The organism is Shimia ponticola (assembly GCF_007995215.1).
Taxonomy (GTDB): Bacteria; Pseudomonadota; Alphaproteobacteria; order Rhodobacterales; family Rhodobacteraceae; genus Shimia_B; species Shimia_B ponticola.
In genome coordinates this window covers 1,201,193-1,216,466 of record NZ_VCDK01000003.1, presented here as the reverse complement: position 1 = coordinate 1,216,466, position 15,274 = coordinate 1,201,193, and the positions used below count along the sequence as shown (strand labels likewise).

Genomic DNA, 15,274 nt, shown 5'->3' with positions numbered 1-15,274 from the left:
ACCGCCGATCTTCAGGCGGAGTGCGCGCCGTCTGCCAGCGATTTCACAAAGGCAAGGACGTCGGCGGTGCTGTCACCGGCAGCGATCCGTTCGACGATGGCCGAACCGACCACTGCGCCGTCTGCAACACTTGCGATGTCCCGGCTTGCCTCTGGGGTTTTGATACCAAAGCCCACGATAACAGGCAGGTCCGTTGCAGATTTGATGCGCGACACTTCTGGGGCGACATCTGCCGACTGGGCAGCCGCGGACCCGGTGATCCCGGTGATCGACACGTAGTAAACAAATCCTGACGTGTTTTGCAGAACGGTTGGCAGACGTTTGTCATCGGTCGTGGGCGTCGACAGACGGATAAAGTTCAGCCCGGCATTTTGCGCTGGAATGCAAAGCTCGCTGTCTTCCTCCGGCGGCAGGTCCACGATGATCAGCCCATCGATGCCTGCCTCTTTGGCTTGCTCCAGAAACAGGTCCACGCCGCGTGAATAGATCGGGTTGTAATAGCCCATCATCACGATTGGGGTTGTGTCATCCGTTTCCCGAAGGGCGCGCGCGACATCGAGCGTTTTGTCGAGCGTCATGCCCTGTTCTAGTGCGCGCTGGCCAGCCAGCTGGATGGTCGGGCCGTCGGCCATCGGATCGGTAAAGGGCAAACCCAATTCGATGATGTCGACGCCAGCGCCCGGCAAGCCTTTTACGATCTCGACCGAAGCCTCATAGTTTGGATCGCCCGCCATCACATAGGCAACAAAGGCTTTTTGCCCTCTGGCCTGAAGCTCTGCGAATTTTGCGTCGATCCGTGAAATCATGGTGTCCCCCTTGGCATGTCGAGACCTCTTGCGGGGGAATTCGTCCAACGTCAACCGCGCGGCGCGTCAGGCAACGCTCGGCGTGTCACAATTGACCATCCAAGGCACGCCAAATTGGTCGGTACACATGCCAAATGCGGTTGCCCAAAAGGTTTCTGCGATCGGCATGGTCTGCGCGCCGCCTTCGGCCAAGGCGGCAAAGATGCGGTGGGCCTCTTCGACCGTGTCGCAATCGACCTGCACGCTAAAGCCTGAAAACCCTTGATGTGGTGACCACGGTCCAGTGTCCGAGACCATGAGATCGCGGCCATGAATTTTGATGCGCGCATGGGCCAGCCTGTCCTTCAGATCGGGGTCTGGTCCGCCATCGGGCATTTCACCGAAAGTCATCATCGCCATAGGTTCCGTGTCAAAGACCTTGGCGTAGAACATGATTGCTTCGCGCGCCGTCCCGTCGAAGGTGAGGTAAGTGTTGATCTCCATGACGAAGCCTCCTTGTCCTGCGACCAGCTTGGGCCTAGAGAGCAAACCGATCAAGACAGGAGGTCTGGCATGGGTTTCAAAATGGGAATCGTGGGGCTGCCCAACGTGGGTAAGTCGACGCTGTTCAACGCCCTGACGAAGACGGCAGCGGCGCAGGCGGCGAATTTTCCGTTTTGCACGATTGAGCCCAACGTGGGTGAGGTCGCCGTGCCGGACAAACGCCTCGACAAGCTGGCCGAGATTGCCAAGTCCAAGCAAGTGATCCCGACGCGAATGACCTTTGTCGACATTGCCGGTCTGGTCAAAGGCGCGTCCAAGGGCGAGGGGCTGGGAAACCAGTTTCTGGCCAATATCCGCGAGGTCGATGCCATCGCGCATGTGCTGCGCTGTTTTGAAGACGGCGACGTAACCCACGTTGAAGGCCGCGTTGACCCAGTCGCAGATGCCGAAACGATCGAAATGGAATTGATGCTGGCCGACATGGAAAGCATCGAAAAGCGCCTGCAAAACATCGTCCGCAAGATCCGCGGCGGCGACAAGGAAGCTGTGCAGCAGGAACGTCTACTGAAGATGGCCATGGAAGCGTTGGAAAATGGCCAACCTGCGCGTGTTGTCGAGGTCGATGAAGAAGACGCCAAGGCGTGGAAGATGCTGCAGCTTTTGACGACGAAGCCCGTTCTCTATGTTTGCAACGTAGGAGAATCCGAGGCCTCCGAAGGCAATGAACACTCTGCGAAGGTCGCCGAAATGGCTGCTGCTCAGAGCAATTCGCACGTCATCATCTCGGCCCAGATCGAAGAAGAGATCAGTCAGCTAGAGGATGAAGAGGCTGAGATGTTCCTGTCTGAGATGGGGCTTGAGGAAGCCGGGTTGGATCGATTGATCCGCGCAGGCTATGAGCTCTTGCATCTTGAAACCTATTTCACCGCCGGTCCCAAAGAGGCCCGCGCCTGGACGATCAAAGCAGGCACCATGGCTCCGCAGGCCGCTGGCGTGATCCATGGCGACTTTGAAAAGGGCTTTATCCGCGCCGAGACCATTGCCTATGACGACTATGTCACCTTGGGCGGTGAACAGGCCGCGAAAGAAGCCGGTAAAATGCGCGCAGAGGGCAAAGGCTACATGGTCAAGGACGGCGACGTGCTTCACTTCCTGTTCAATAACTGAGCCCGATCAAACAGGTTTGACAACTGGGCCATCCATCATCCTCTGGGTTGGTTGGATGGCGTTTCCGGCGCAATGCGGTTGGTGGCGGCAAGTGTCACCAGATACAAGATGACCGAGCACACCCCCAGCGTGATCATCGCCGCAAACATCAGGTCTGTCTTGGCCCGCCCATTGGCCAAAAGCATCAAGTATCCCAGCCCGTTAGAGGCTCCGACCCATTCGCCAATCACGGCGCCGATGGGCGCATAAACTGCGGCAAGGCGCAGCCCGGACACAAAGGACGGGATCGCAGCGGGCACGCGGATCACCCAGAGAATGCGGCGCGGCGATGCCCCCATCACATTTGCGAGGTCCAACATGCCGGGCGGCGTGCGCATCAGCCCGTCATAGAAGGCCGACGTCACCGGGAAATAGATGATCAGGGTGGCCATCGCGATCTTTGATCCCATGCCGTAGCCCAGCCAGAGGACAAGGATCGGCGCGAGAGCAAAGACCGGCAAAGCCTGTGAGAAAACAAGGATCGGTTTCAGCGCGAGGCGGGCGAAGCCGGAGGTCGCAAGCGTCAGCGCTGTCGCGCAGCCAACAGTGACGCCGATGATCAGTCCGAGCGCGACCTCGGACATGGTTACGCCCGTATGCCACGCAATGAGCATACGGTTTTCCCACCACGTTTCCGCCACGCGCGCGGGGCTCGGGAAGATGAAGCGCGGTGGCTCGAACGCGATGATGATGCCCTGCCAGGTGGCAAGAGCGAGGCCGATGGCGACGAGAGGGCGCAAGACGCGGATCATGCGGCCCTCAGGGTTTTCAACAGGGCGGCCTGCGATTGCATCGTTTCGGCGCTGTCGATGTCGCGGGGGATTGGGCCATTCGGCGGATCCGACCAGTTGAGGCCATCGGAGGTCATCACCGCGATCCGGTGGCCAAGACGCGCGGCGTCGGTGGGATCGTGCGTGACCAGAAGCACGGTTTTGCTGCGCAGCAATTCTGCAGCGAGGTCCTGCATATCAGCACGCGTACGGGCGTCGAGAGCAGAGAATGGTTCATCCAGAAGAACAAGATCGCCGCCTTCATAAAGCGTTCGGGCGAGGGCCACACGCTGGCGCTGACCGCCGGACAACTCCGATGGTTTCTTGGCGGCATGGAGGGTCAGTCCAACCTTGACCAACAGGTCATCCCGGCGGGACTGGTCGGGGCGCATGCCGCGCAGTTTATCGCCGATGCTGACGTTTTCGGCGACGGTGGCCCAAGGTAGCAGCAGGTCCTGTTGCGCCATATAGGCGATGCGCCCAGAAAGCGGTTGGCCGTCGCTTGCACTGATCTTGCCGTCAAACTCTGCATGGATCGGCAGGTCTGCGATCAGCCGCAGGATCGTTGATTTGCCGACGCCTGAGACGCCCAGCAGACAGGTCCATTCCCCGGCGCGCAGGTCGAGCGTGACACCGCGAAAAAGCGGAGTGCCTTCATGCGTTGCGCTACCTTGGAAATGGACTGACAGGCTCAAGGTGTCAGACCCATGTCCCAAAAGCCGACCTCAAGAACTGTCGCCTTTTCAAAGGTATGGGTGAGAGACTGCCAACGTGGGAGGCTCATATAGTCCGCGCCGAGCCGGTCGGTCAGGGCGTTGTCGATAAGCTTCCCGACCGACGTGCAAACCTCTTGGTATTCGTCGCCCGAATAGGTGCCGATCCAATCCTTGTAGGTGTCTGAGGTGGCGGTCTGACCCAATCTCGCGCCGATTTCGCCGTAGCCAAGTACACAGGGGGCCAGAGCCGCGAGCAGATCAAGGAGATCCCCCGAATACCCAGCCTCAAGCACGAACCGCGTGTATGCCATGTTTTCGGGCCGTTCCACTGTGGCCTCTAGTTCGGCCTGACTGATCCCCACGGCGGCGCAGGTTTCAACATGCAGTGCCATTTCATGGTTCACGAGGCCGTCGACAGTGCCAGCCGCCGCCTGCATTTCTGCCAGCGTGTCAGATTTCGTGACCGCAAGCGCCCATGCGCGGGAAAAGTGGATCAGGAACACGTAGTCCTGCCGCAGATAGTGCAGAAACGCCTCGCGCGGCAGAGACCCATCACCAAGGCCACGCACGAATGCATGGTCGGTGTAGGCCGACCATGTTTCACTTCCATCGCGCCAGTTGGTGAACGCTGATCCGTACATCAGTCTGCCCAAACATCGATGGCGAGTTCATCAACCGACCGGCGGCCTTCGACAAGACCGCTTGCGATGAGGAACTCTTCAAACCGCACATAGCGCCCGCTATCCAGAGCGGATGGGCGCAGGGCGAACCGGGGGATGGTGTCGTCCCATGCGCGGTCGTTCAACTCATCCGCAAGTTCAGGCGATGTACCTGAGAAGATTTCCCAAGATGCTTCTGGGTTGTTGACGATGTACTGCGTGGCCTTTTCAGTCGCGGTCAGGAAGCGTTGGATTTTGTCTTTGTCCATGCGCGCTGGGTTGGCGACGTAAATCAATTCGTCATAGGTCGGCACGCCCTCTTCCTCGATATAGAAGCAGCGACCCGGCACACCTTCGATATCCATCTGGTTGAGCTCGAAGTTGCGATAGGCTCCGATCACGGCATCCACTTCGCCGGTCATGAGCGAAGGCGAGAGTGAAAAGTTCACGTTCACAAGGCGCACGTCCTCGAACGCGACGCCGTATTTGCCGAGCACGGCCTTGAGCACGGCCTCTTCGACACCGGCGACGGAAAAGCCGATGGATTTGCCCGCAAGGTCAGCTGGGCTCTCGATGGGGCCGTCTTCCAAAACCAGCAGGCAATTGAGCGGAGACGCAACAAGCGTACCAACGCGTACCAGCGGCAGGCCCTCAGCGACTTGCAGGTGAAGTTGGGGTTGATAGCTGACGGCCAGATCACCTTGGCCTGCGGCAACGAGGCGCGGCGGCGCGGAAGGGTCGGCCGGAGCAATGATTTCAACATCAAGGTTAACTTCGTCGAAGTAACCCAACTCTTCGGCGACGATCAGCGGGCCATGGTCAGGGTTGACGAACCAGTCGAGAAGGACGGTCATCTTGTCCTGTGCAAAGGCCGGCATCGCGGTCAGGGCGAGGGCGGCGGCTGTGAGTGTCAGGCGCATCTTGTTGTTCCTTTGGTCTCTATTCTGGTGGAAGGCTGATCAGGGCGATGTCACCCGGCCAGCGTGATTGAAGGGATTGCCCTGCGTTCTGGGCGCGGAGTCCCGTGCGGCAGGCAAGAACCACGCGCGGAGCGTGGGGTGGGATCGGCAGGTTGGCGAGCATTGTGGTGTCGATATGCATCGCGTCTGGGCGAAACGGGCGGGGGGCTTCGCTCCGCAAGTCGATGATCATGTCGCCGGGTACAATCTGCGCAGGTGCGATGAAGGGAAGGGGGGTGTCGGGTTCCGGCGCAGAGTCGAAGCGAAAGGTGCTGGTGCGCCATGTGCGGGCGTCCAGTGTGAACAGTTGGCCAAGTGGATTAGCCAGACCTTCGCTCTCATGCTCTGAGGGCAGTCCCCGGCCGCGGGTGGGGGTGAAGCCCCCGCCCGGGGGGGCGGCCGGGGGGTGCCCGGCGGTGCCGCCGGGCGACTCAATGGGTTGAAGTAGCACTGCCAAGGCCATCTGTGCCTGCGCTGCACCGATCACGGCAACGACCGGCCCCATGACGCCAGCGGTTGCGCAGGTCGCTGCGCTGGTTGGCAAGTCCGGGAACACCGCGCGTAGCGACGGTGCGCCGCCGCAGAAGCCCCCGACATAGCCAGAGAGGCCGAGTGCGGAGGCTGAGATTAAGGGTGTATTTGTGGCGAGGCAAGCATCCGAGAGCGTAATGGATGCCGCGAATGTGTCAGCACAATCGAGGACAATTGATGCGTCCGCGACGTCGCCCGAAATGGTCTCAGGGTCCAGCCATTCGACGCGCGGCGTGATTTCAATCTGCGGATTTATGCTGCGCAGCATTTCTGCGGCGCAGGTCGCTTTGGGCTGGCCTATGTGGTTCATCCGATAGAGCGGTTGGCGATGCAGATTGCTCTCTTCCACCAAGTCGCCATCAATGATCGTGATACGCCCAACGCCTGCTCCGGCAAGGTATTGCAGCACTGGCACGCCAAGGCCGCCTGCACCTACGACAAGCGCATGGGCTGCGGCAAGTTTCGCCTGCCCGTCTGCACCGACTTCGGGCAGGATTTCCTGGCGCGCGTACCGGTTCATCCGCAGACCTTCAGCCATTCGCGCATTCGCGTATCCGGGTCTGCGTTCAGCGTAATGTCAGTGACCGCCGCGACCGTGTCAGCCCCTGCTGCAAAGGCACCCGGCGCGCGCTCGACAGACATACCGCCAATGGCGCAAAGGGGAATGTCGCCGATCTTGGCCTTCCACTCGGTGACACGATCAAGGCCTTGTTCGTGCCATTTCATCTTTTTCAGGATCGTCGGATAGACGGGGCCAAGCGCAATGTAGTCCGGGGCGAGCGCCAGAGCCCGATCCAGTTCCGCGTGGTCGTGCGTTGAAATACCCAATTTGATGCCTGCGCGGCGTATCGCGGGGATGTCGGCGGTGTCGAGGTCCTCTTGGCCAAGATGAAGCCAGTCTGCCTTCAGATCGATAGCGAGTTCCCAGTGGTCGTTGATCACCAATGCGGCACTTTCTATGCGACACACGTCCAACGCGCGCTGCGTTTCGCTGCGCAGCATCTCGGGTGTCTGATCTTTCATGCGAAGCTGAACGAGGCGCACGCCAAGCGCTACGCCGCGTGCGACCCAGTCTGCGCTATCAAACACCGGGTAGAAGCGAGGCAAGGTCAAAGCACCGCTCATAGCCAAGCCTTTCCGATCACCGGAGTGGAAGGGGCGGCCATGTCACGGACTGGCATGGGGCCGGCATTCGCGGCCAGTTGCCCGGCGCGGGCGGCAAGCGCGAAACCTTCGGCCATTGCTGCTGGGTCATCGGCCTGCGCGACGGCGGTGTTCAGCAGGATCGCGTCATAGCCCAGTTCCATCGCTTCCGCCGCGTGGGATGGCAGACCGAGACCGGCGTCTACGACCATCGCCACATCAGGGAAGGCGGCTCGCATGGTGCGAAGCGCATAGGGGTTGGCGAGGCCGATGCCTGATCCGATCGGCGCGCCCCACGGCATCAAAACCTTGCAGCCCGCGTCAATCAGGCGTTCGGCGATGATTTGATCATCGGTGCAATAGGGGAAGACTTTGAACCCATCAGCACAGAGCGCTTCCGTCGCTTCGACCAGTGCAAATGGGTCAGGTTGCAGCGTGTCGCCATGGCCAATGACCTCGAGCTTGATCCAGTCGGTTTCAAAGTACTCGCGGGCCATTTGGGCTGTGGTGATTGCTTCGCGCGCGGAATAGCAGCCTGCGGTATTCGGCAGGACGTGGACGCCGAGGCGGTCAATCAGGTCGCGGAAGGCCTGACCTTCGCCACCCTCGCGACGCAAAGAAACCGTTGCGACAGAAGCCTTTGACCGGCGGAAGGCGTCCTCAAGCACCGCGGGCGATGGGTATTGCGCTGTGCCAAGCATGAGAGGGTTGTCGAGGGTGACGCCGTAGAAATCGCGCATGTCTCAACCCCCCTGCATCGCGGTGAGAACTTCGAGTTTGTCACCGTCGCTCAGCGCGGTTGTGCCGCGTGCGCCTTTGGGCACAAAAGTGCCGTTCAGGGCGGTGGCCACGCGCGCCTCGCCCCAGCCGAGGGCATCAAGCGCCTCTGCGACAGTGGTCGCGGTGACGTCCTTATTTTCGCCGTTGACCTCAATCTTCATGGAACAGGTCCCCCTTGGTGCCTGTGGTCAGATAGTCCGCCGCCTGCGCCGCCAAGGCGGGCGACATGAGAAACCCGTGCCGGAAGAGGCCGTTGAGGTGCAGGACGTTTCCGCGTTTCACGACGCGTGGGATGTTGTCCGGGAACGCTGGGCGCAGGTCGGTCCCCATTTCGATGATCTCGGCCTCGGCAAAGCGAGGGTCGAGCGCGTAGGCCGCAGACAGCAATTCAAGGGCGGAACGCGCTGTGACTTGGGCGCGGCTCGCGCTTTCGATCTGGGTTGCGCCCAGCATGAAGAGGCCATTTGCGCGGGGCACGATATAAAGCGGATGGCGCGGATGCAGCAGGCGCACGGGACGGTTCAGAGTGATTTCCGCGCTGCGCAAGACGATCATTTCGCCGCGCACACCGCGCAGCGAAGGCAACTCATGCTGCGCAGCGAAACCACGGCAATCGAGGACGCGCCCGTTGATGTTTGCGGGTTCTGCGGCGGCGGTTTCGACGGTGATGCCAGCGTTTTCAACAGCGCCCCAAAGGTCGGCCAATGCTGCGCGCGGGTCGACATGCGCCTCTTGGGCGAAGAACAATCCACGACGGTGGCGACCTTCTAACTCGGGTTCCAAATCGGCGATGGAGGCGGAGTCGAGCGTGGCATGGTTTTCGGTGCGCTGGGCAAAGCGTGTGAGGTCGGCGCGGTCGCGTTCCGGAGCAACGACAAGGGTGCCATTGTGAGTGACGTTGGTGATCTGTGACCAGAAGGCAGCGGCCGTGCGTCCGTGACGGACAACCGGTTCCTCAGTGATGGCGCCTTCACATTCGGGTGCCAGCATACCGCCAGCCCACCAAGAACAGGCATGCGGACCGGGCGGGCCTTTGGGATCGAACAGGCGCACGCCAACACCGCGTTGGTGCAGCGTATAGGCAGCGGTCAGACCCGCGACGCCAGCGCCTATGACGGTCACATCAGCCATTCGTCCACAGAGCGTGGAAATGGTGGACGGGGCCGTGGCCGGACCCGATGTGCAGATCGTCAGCAGCGGCAATCGCCCCTTGCAGATAGGCGTGTGCGGCGGTGACGGCGGCAGGCAGGTCAGCGCCTTTGGCCAGTTCTGCCGCTATGGACGCAGAAAGGGTACATCCGGTGCCGTGGGTGTTTTTGGTGGCGCGGCGGGGGGCGGTGAGGCGGAGCGTGTGGTCGGCTTCGATGAGCAAATCAACGCAGTCTGGTCCGCTGCCATGTCCGCCCTTCATCATGACAGCCTTCGGGCCAAGCTCCATCAATGCGCGGCCTTGATTTGCCATGTCCTCCTCGGTTTGCGCCTCCTCGGTTCCAAGCAGGCGCGCGGCCTCTGGAAGGTTGGGCGTCAGCACCGTTGCGAGGGGCAGGATATGATCACGAAGGGTGCTGATGGCCTCGTCGGGCAAGAGAGCATCGCCGGACTTGGCAATCATCACAGGGTCCAGCACCAGTGGGATGGTTTGCGTGGCCAAGCCCTCTGCGACGGCGGTGATGGCCTCTGGCCCGCCAAGCATTCCGATCTTGATCGCTCCGATGTTCAGATCGTCGAGAACGGCGTCCATCTGGGCGCGGATGTTGGCTGGAGTGATCGGCTCAACAGCGGTCACGGCGCGCGTGTTTTGCGCGGTGATCGCGGTGATGACGGAGGCACCGTAGACGCCGAGGGCCGAGAACGCCTTCAGGTCCGCCTGAATGCCTGCGCCGCCCCCACTGTCGGAGCCTGCGATGGTAAGTGCTTGGCTGACCATGTGGCCCCCTACGCTTTGGCGGATCAGGGGCGGATGGGAACTGCCTGTGGCCACGGACGGGTGGCGGTAGGCTGAAAACCGTTCCCTTCGCCGGCATGACCCGGATCAGGTTCGATGGGTTCGCTCGCGCATCTCAGCCCTAGGACGATTGGTCAAAGGACACCCCAACAGTTGGTGTTGGTAGAGCAAACTAGGTCTGCGGAGTCAATCGGGCCAGCGAATGCTGTTGGACGCGCGCAAACCGGACCTGTCGCCTGTTCGGATAGCGTCGAACCGAGGGGTGGCGCAATCGCGCCGCCCCGTGGGGGCGGTTCGGCGCGGCGCAACGTTGCCGTTGCGCGGGCGCTTAGTTCTGAAACGTCAGCTTTCTGTGTATCTCGCCTTAGCTGATCCTCGGTATCTCTCGGTCAACTCCTCTGGCACCTCAGACCCATCGACTAAGAATGGCAGGATACCTTTGCGCAATGATCGCCCGCGCATCGCCTCGATGTCCTTGTCCGAGCGCGTCACGCGCTGGGACATGCGGCGGCCCCATTCGGCCAGATGGTCGTAGAGGCGGGCGATGACCGCGTTGTGGCTATCACTCTTGGCGAGGTCGGTGATCTCGTCCGGGTCCTTTTGCAAATCGAACAGCATGGGGCGGAATCCGCCTTCGGCGTGCATGAGTTTGTAGCGCCCGTCGAATACCATGAAGAGGCGGGCGTCGCGGGGGCTGACGCCAAGTTGTGGGCATTGAGGTGAGGCGGAATAATCATATTCGCTGATCACGTAGTCCCGCCAGTTGGGCGTGTCGCCGTCGAGCCACGGCTGCAGCGAGCGGCCTTCGATGATGTGGTCGGGAACCGCAGCACCTGCCGCGTCTACAAATGTGGCCGCCAGATCGAGGCTCTCGACCAGCGCCTCGCAAGTGGTCCCACGGGTCGCATCGGCACGGTTACGCGGATCGTAGATGATCAACGGGATTTTGACGCTGGGATCATGGAAGAGGTTTTTCTCCCCCAGCCAGTGATCGCCAAGGTAGTCGCCGTGATCAGAGGTGAGAACGATCATGGTGTTGTCCATCTGGCCGGACGACTCCAGATGATCAAGAAGACGGCCAAGCTGGTCATCGCATTGGGCGATCAGGCCCATATAGGCCGGGATGACTTTATTTCGGACACTCTCCTGTTGAAACGCCGCGCCGACTTTACCGCGCATGTGGACGTCATAAACCGGGTGCGCGTCCTCTCGTTCGGACGGGTCGCGAACTGGGGGCATGACGTGGTCGGGGCCGTACATGTCGTGATAGGGCGCTGGCACAATGTAGGGCCAGTGCGGCTTGATATAGCTCACATGGGCGCACCAAGGGCCGGTTGCCTGATCCATGAAGTCTATGGCGCGGGAGGTCAGCCATGGCGTTTCGCTGTCTTCTTCGCGGATGTTTGCGGGTTTGTCGGCGTTCTCGAATATCCAGCCGGAGGCCATCGTGTCGTCGTCGTTAATGCCCGCGTTCGCGAAATCTGCCCATGGGTTGTCACCGGGATAGCCGCGATCCTTGAGGTATTCGTTATAGGGCGACCGTTTTTCGTCATAGAAGCCGTCGGGTCCATAGGCCCACAGACCGTCATCGCGCACCCAAGCATCAAACCCGCATTCGGCCTGCCGTGCGCCGATCACCGTGTCAGGCGACAGACCGAGGCGCGCCATGCCTTCCGCGTCCACCTTCATGTGGGTTTTGCCGATCAGCCAGCAGTCCATCCCGGCTTTCCGCAGGTGGTCGCCGAGCGTCATTTCGCCCACGCGCAGCGGAAAGCCGTTCCATTGCGCGCCGTGGGATGAGGCATAGCGACCTGTGTAGAAACACATGCGTGAGGCACCGCAGATTGGCGATTGAACGTATGCGTTGGTGAAGCGGACGCCCATGGCCGCGACGCGGTCAAAGTTGGGTGTTTTCAGGTGCGGGTGACCAGCGCATCCCAGGTAATCGAAGCGCAACTGGTCATACATGATGAAAAGGATGTTCATGGCAGGGCCCGCGTTGGTGTTCATGGCAACATTCCAGCGCGGGCCGTCTTTGCCAAGAAATTCATGTGGCCGCCGCCGGGGAGAGCGCGGCGGCGACCACTGGGTTGCCCGCTATTCCGCAGCGACTTGTAGGACCGGCTGAGCGGCTTGAGTGGAGGCATCCCCACCAGAGCTTTCTGGGGTCGGAAGGGCATCCGTCTCAGCCGGTTTGGTGCGGCGGTGGATGAGGGCAAAAACAGGCGGTGTGAAGTAGAAGCTGACGACCGTAGACAGCAACACGCCACCGGCGATGGAGACTGCAAACGGGGGCCAGAACCCGCCCCCTTCGAGGATCAGGGGCAGGAAGCCACCGAATGTGGTGATCGTGGTAGACACGATATGGCGCGACGATCCACTGACGACGCGGGCCATGGCAGAGCGGTCACCAGAGGAAGCTGCCGGGTCTGCCTGAAGACCTGTCAGGATGATGATCGCCGCGTTGATCGAAACGCCGATAGAGCCGATCACCCCTATGATCGCATTGATCCCGAACGGGTATTGCATGATCGCAAGCGACAGCATCGACAGACCAGCGGACAGAACGCAAACCACAAGCGCCACGACCGTCAGGCGGAACGAATTGAACGTCAGCGCGATGGTGGCAATCGTCAGTGTGACGATCAAACCGACCGAGGCGAGAAGGTTGCCAACTGTGTTCGACCGGGCGTCGCTGTCACCACCGAGGGCGAGTGTGTAGCCGGGAGGTGTTTCAAATCCGGCCTCATCCAAAGCAGTCAGGACCTGTTGCAAGGCTTCCTCCGGGAGCACGCCAGGCACGATGAAGGCCTGAATGACGTTCTGGCGCACGCCGTTGTCGCGGGTGATAACGCTTTCCGCCGGTTCGACGATTGGGTCTGCGAGTTCCGAGAGTGGCACGGCAGGGAATGCGCCGGTGGCTGAAACTGCTGCTGCATTTGGTAGCAAGATCGGCATATCCGAGATCGCCCCGAGGTCGCTGCGCAGGCCGTCGCCCATGCGGACCCGGACGGGCAATTGTTCGGTGCCTTCGACCAGCGATCCGCCGGTCGCGCCGACAAGCGCTGCATTCATTTGCGCGGCGATATCAGTGACGTTCAGGCCCAGCAGGCGGGCTTTGACTTCATCAATCTCGTAGCGGATTTGAGGCGCGCCGCCGCTGACGCCTGCGCGGACCTGTGTGACCAGATCAAGGTCTGCCATGATGGCGCGGACTTCATCACCCAACTCGCGCAGTGTGGTGAGGTCTTGTCCTTTGATCTTGATTTCCACAGGGGCTGCGACGGGTGGTCCCTGGACAAGACCACGAACAATGACTTGCGCCTCAGGATAAGCGGCATCGAAACGGTCCTGTAGATCGGCCACAAGGCGCTTTGCGTCCTCATCGGTATTGGTCGTGATCATCGCCTGCGCGTAGCTGGGTTCCTGCGACCGCCCACCGGTGATGTTGTAATAGAATGCCGGGCCGGATTGGCCGATGCTCCAATAGATGCTTTTGACCCCGTCGTCGGCGCGGATGATCGCGTCCATGGCCTGCGCCGTCTCTGCCGTCTCGGTTATCGCGGTGCCCGGTGGCATGTCGACTTCGAGGTAGAACTGATCACGGTCGACGCCGGGAAAGAACTGAGCCGTGAGCGTTGGGAAAGACGCGAAGCCAAGCACAGGCAAAATCAGCGCGACGGCGATGGCTTTGACTGGATTGTTCACGGCAAGACGGATCGACGCCTCGAACAGGCGACCAAGGATTGGGATCGAGATGCCGTTTGAAATAAAGCTGCCGCGTCCTGCGGTGGGTAGGATCCAACCTGCCAGAGCTGGGGTTACCGTTAGGGCAACCACAAGCGACCAACACAGCATCAAAACCACTGCCAGTGCGATTGAGCCGACGAAGTCCCCGGCAGGTCCAGGCAACAGGATCATTGGGGCGAAGGCGAGAGCGGTCGTGACCGTTGATGCCAAAAGTGGCGCGGCGAGGCGTTTGACGGCATCGCCAACTGCGGCGATGCGCTCCATCCCGTCGCTGAGCCTGCGGCGGACCTCATCGGTCATCACAATGGCTGCATCAACGAGAAGGCCAAGCGCCACAATCAGCCCAGTCACAGACATCTGGTGGATCGGCAGGCCGATCATGTTCATGGTGGCAAGCGTCGCCAGCGACACGACCGGAAGAACGAGCGCCACAATCGCTGCGGCGCGGATACCCAGCGTCAGGAACAGAACGGCGACCACAAGGCTGACACCTATGGCCATGTTTGTTCCGACTTCAGCGAGGCGGTTGGCGGTGTAGGTGGATTGGTCGAACAGAAGAGTCTCGGTCATGCCAAGCGGCACATCTTCGGAGCCTGCGGTCAGTTCATCACGGACAAAGCCCATCCAGCGGTCAATTTGAACGCCATCCTGCGCGAGGACGCCAACCAGAACGGACGGACGACCATTGGCAAAGGCCAGTTCGTCGGCAGGGGCGCGCGCACCGCGTGTGATTGTGGCGACGTCACCAAGTGTGACGGTCGCGCCAGACGCGTTTTCGCGCAGGACCACGTCGCGCAGGCGTTGCAGCGTTTCGATCTCTCCGCTGACATTCAGGGTCAGATCTACGTCACCTTGTAGGCGACCAGATTGCACCTTGCCGTCGGCCAGCGCGATGCGAGAGGAGATTTCGGCGGCGATGAGTCCCAGAGAGGCGGCTTTGGTCTGATCGACGCTGACGAGCACCTCTTCCTCTGGCACGCCAAAGAGGTCGACGGCACGTGTCGACGGGATTGCGCGCAGACGGTCGGCCAATGTGTCAGCATGACGGTTGAGCAGTGTGAGTGGCAGGCCGTCGTGATCGGCGGACACGGCAACGACGGCGGAGTAGGCAGAGATGCCTTCGGCGTTGAATTCAGGAGCAAGGACACCGGCGGGAAAATTGCGGCGCGCGTCTTCTACTGCATCGCGGGCTTCCGCCCAGACCTGTTCGATGGTGGCTTCGTCGAGTGTTTCGAGCAGTTCAACAGAGACGACTGACACACCGGAGCGGGAGACGGATGTGACCGTGTCGACTTCAGCGATTTCGCGAAGTTCTTCTTCGATCTCGGCGCTGACAAGTGCTTCGACCCGTTGGGGATCAGCGCCGGGGAATTGCGTTGTGACCGTCGCAAAGAGGTTGGTGATCGTCGGGTCCTCTTGCCGCCCGAGCGACAGGAAAGAGGACATGCCAGCCGACACCAGCACGAGGATGATCAGCGCGACAATGCGGGGCTGACGGAAGGTGAGCGTTTCCATGGCCTGATGTC

The 15,274-nt window shown here is 61.0% G+C and carries 15 protein-coding genes and 1 riboswitch; of the genes, 1 reads left to right on the top strand and 14 read right to left on the bottom strand.

Annotated elements, in window-relative coordinates; genetic code table 11:
* Window positions 1-11 precede the first annotated feature (11 nt).
* Window positions 12-803: a tryptophan synthase subunit alpha gene (trpA, locus tag FE702_RS09315; protein ID WP_147126182.1), complete on the bottom strand. Its 792-nt coding sequence runs from the start codon at window positions 801-803 to the stop codon at window positions 12-14.
* Window positions 804-872: 69 nt separating this feature from the next.
* Window positions 873-1,289: a VOC family protein gene (locus tag FE702_RS09310; RefSeq protein WP_222611795.1), complete on the bottom strand. Its 417-nt coding sequence runs from the start codon at window positions 1,287-1,289 to the stop codon at window positions 873-875.
* Between the two features lie 69 nt (window positions 1,290-1,358).
* Between FE702_RS09310 and ychF the strand changes: the two genes are divergently transcribed.
* A complete protein-coding gene (gene ychF, locus FE702_RS09305; protein ID WP_147125964.1) occupies window positions 1,359-2,456 on the top strand; it encodes a redox-regulated ATPase YchF in 1,098 nt (365 codons plus the stop codon).
* A gap of 35 nt (window positions 2,457-2,491) precedes the next feature.
* Here the strand turns inward: ychF and FE702_RS09300 are convergent, their stop codons facing one another.
* The 12 genes from FE702_RS09300 to FE702_RS09245 all read right to left on the bottom strand — a co-directional run bounded on the left by FE702_RS09300 (window position 2,492) and on the right by FE702_RS09245 (window position 15,263).
* Window positions 2,492-3,247, bottom strand: a complete 756-nt coding sequence (locus FE702_RS09300) for an ABC transporter permease (RefSeq protein ID WP_147125963.1) — start codon at window positions 3,245-3,247, stop codon at window positions 2,492-2,494.
* The gene (locus FE702_RS09295; RefSeq protein ID WP_147125962.1) at window positions 3,244-3,960 is read right to left on the bottom strand and encodes an ABC transporter ATP-binding protein; all 717 of its coding nucleotides are present in this window, start codon (window positions 3,958-3,960) and stop codon (window positions 3,244-3,246) included. Before FE702_RS09295 ends, FE702_RS09300 begins: the two co-directional genes overlap by 4 nt.
* The gene (gene tenA / locus FE702_RS09290; protein ID WP_186827034.1) at window positions 3,957-4,622 is read right to left on the bottom strand and encodes a thiaminase II; all 666 of its coding nucleotides are present in this window, start codon (window positions 4,620-4,622) and stop codon (window positions 3,957-3,959) included. Before tenA ends, FE702_RS09295 begins: the two co-directional genes overlap by 4 nt.
* Complete coding sequence (locus FE702_RS09285) at window positions 4,622-5,560, bottom strand: ABC transporter substrate-binding protein (RefSeq protein ID WP_147125961.1); 939 nt, start codon at window positions 5,558-5,560, stop codon at window positions 4,622-4,624. Before FE702_RS09285 ends, tenA begins: the two co-directional genes overlap by 1 nt.
* A gap of 19 nt (window positions 5,561-5,579) precedes the next feature.
* Window positions 5,580-6,668, bottom strand: a complete 1,089-nt coding sequence (locus FE702_RS09280; RefSeq protein ID WP_147125960.1) for a HesA/MoeB/ThiF family protein — start codon at window positions 6,666-6,668, stop codon at window positions 5,580-5,582.
* Window positions 6,647-7,243 (bottom strand): thiamine phosphate synthase, encoded by a 597-nt coding sequence (locus FE702_RS09275; RefSeq protein ID WP_147126179.1) that lies wholly within the window; start codon window positions 7,241-7,243, stop codon window positions 6,647-6,649. Before FE702_RS09275 ends, FE702_RS09280 begins: the two co-directional genes overlap by 22 nt.
* A gap of 8 nt (window positions 7,244-7,251) precedes the next feature.
* The gene (locus tag FE702_RS09270) at window positions 7,252-8,013 is read right to left on the bottom strand and encodes a thiazole synthase (protein ID WP_147125959.1); all 762 of its coding nucleotides are present in this window, start codon (window positions 8,011-8,013) and stop codon (window positions 7,252-7,254) included.
* A 3-nt stretch (window positions 8,014-8,016) separates the two neighbouring features.
* Window positions 8,017-8,214, bottom strand: coding sequence for a sulfur carrier protein ThiS (gene thiS, locus FE702_RS09265; protein WP_147125958.1), 198 nt, complete (start codon window positions 8,212-8,214; stop codon window positions 8,017-8,019).
* Window positions 8,204-9,184, bottom strand: a complete 981-nt coding sequence (locus FE702_RS09260) for an FAD-dependent oxidoreductase (RefSeq protein ID WP_147125957.1) — start codon at window positions 9,182-9,184, stop codon at window positions 8,204-8,206. Before FE702_RS09260 ends, thiS begins: the two co-directional genes overlap by 11 nt.
* A complete protein-coding gene (gene thiD, locus FE702_RS09255) occupies window positions 9,177-9,980 on the bottom strand; it encodes a bifunctional hydroxymethylpyrimidine kinase/phosphomethylpyrimidine kinase (protein WP_147125956.1) in 804 nt (267 codons plus the stop codon). The genes FE702_RS09260 and thiD overlap by 8 nt, the downstream gene beginning before the upstream one ends.
* 65 nt (window positions 9,981-10,045) lie before the next feature.
* Window positions 10,046-10,157, bottom strand: a riboswitch (TPP riboswitch).
* A gap of 183 nt (window positions 10,158-10,340) precedes the next feature.
* Complete coding sequence (locus tag FE702_RS09250; RefSeq protein ID WP_147126178.1) at window positions 10,341-11,984, bottom strand: sulfatase-like hydrolase/transferase; 1,644 nt, start codon at window positions 11,982-11,984, stop codon at window positions 10,341-10,343.
* A 111-nt stretch (window positions 11,985-12,095) separates the two neighbouring features.
* Complete coding sequence (locus FE702_RS09245) at window positions 12,096-15,263, bottom strand: efflux RND transporter permease subunit (protein ID WP_147125955.1); 3,168 nt, start codon at window positions 15,261-15,263, stop codon at window positions 12,096-12,098.
* Window positions 15,264-15,274: the final 11 nt, after the last annotated feature.

Excerpts from the sequence above, each read along its gene's own strand:
- FE702_RS09310 (WP_222611795.1), bottom strand. The coding sequence starts at position 1,289 with ATGGAGATCAACACTTACCTCACCTTCGACGGGACGGCGCGCGAAGCA.
- ychF (WP_147125964.1), top strand. The coding sequence starts at position 1,359 with ATGGGTTTCAAAATGGGAATCGTGGGGCTGCCCAACGTGGGTAAGTCG.
- FE702_RS09300 (WP_147125963.1), bottom strand. The coding sequence starts at position 3,247 with ATGATCCGCGTCTTGCGCCCTCTCGTCGCCATCGGCCTCGCTCTTGCC.
- tenA (WP_186827034.1), bottom strand. The coding sequence starts at position 4,622 with ATGTACGGATCAGCGTTCACCAACTGGCGCGATGGAAGTGAAACATGG.
- FE702_RS09285 (WP_147125961.1), bottom strand. The coding sequence starts at position 5,560 with ATGCGCCTGACACTCACAGCCGCCGCCCTCGCCCTGACCGCGATGCCG.
- FE702_RS09280 (WP_147125960.1), bottom strand. The coding sequence starts at position 6,668 with ATGGCTGAAGGTCTGCGGATGAACCGGTACGCGCGCCAGGAAATCCTG.
- FE702_RS09270 (WP_147125959.1), bottom strand. The coding sequence starts at position 8,013 with ATGCGCGATTTCTACGGCGTCACCCTCGACAACCCTCTCATGCTTGGC.
- thiS (WP_147125958.1), bottom strand. The coding sequence starts at position 8,214 with ATGAAGATTGAGGTCAACGGCGAAAATAAGGACGTCACCGCGACCACT.
- FE702_RS09260 (WP_147125957.1), bottom strand. The coding sequence starts at position 9,184 with ATGGCTGATGTGACCGTCATAGGCGCTGGCGTCGCGGGTCTGACCGCT.
- thiD (WP_147125956.1), bottom strand. The coding sequence starts at position 9,980 with ATGGTCAGCCAAGCACTTACCATCGCAGGCTCCGACAGTGGGGGCGGC.
- FE702_RS09250 (WP_147126178.1), bottom strand. The coding sequence starts at position 11,984 with ATGAACATCCTTTTCATCATGTATGACCAGTTGCGCTTCGATTACCTG.
- FE702_RS09245 (WP_147125955.1), bottom strand. The coding sequence starts at position 15,263 with ATGGAAACGCTCACCTTCCGTCAGCCCCGCATTGTCGCGCTGATCATC.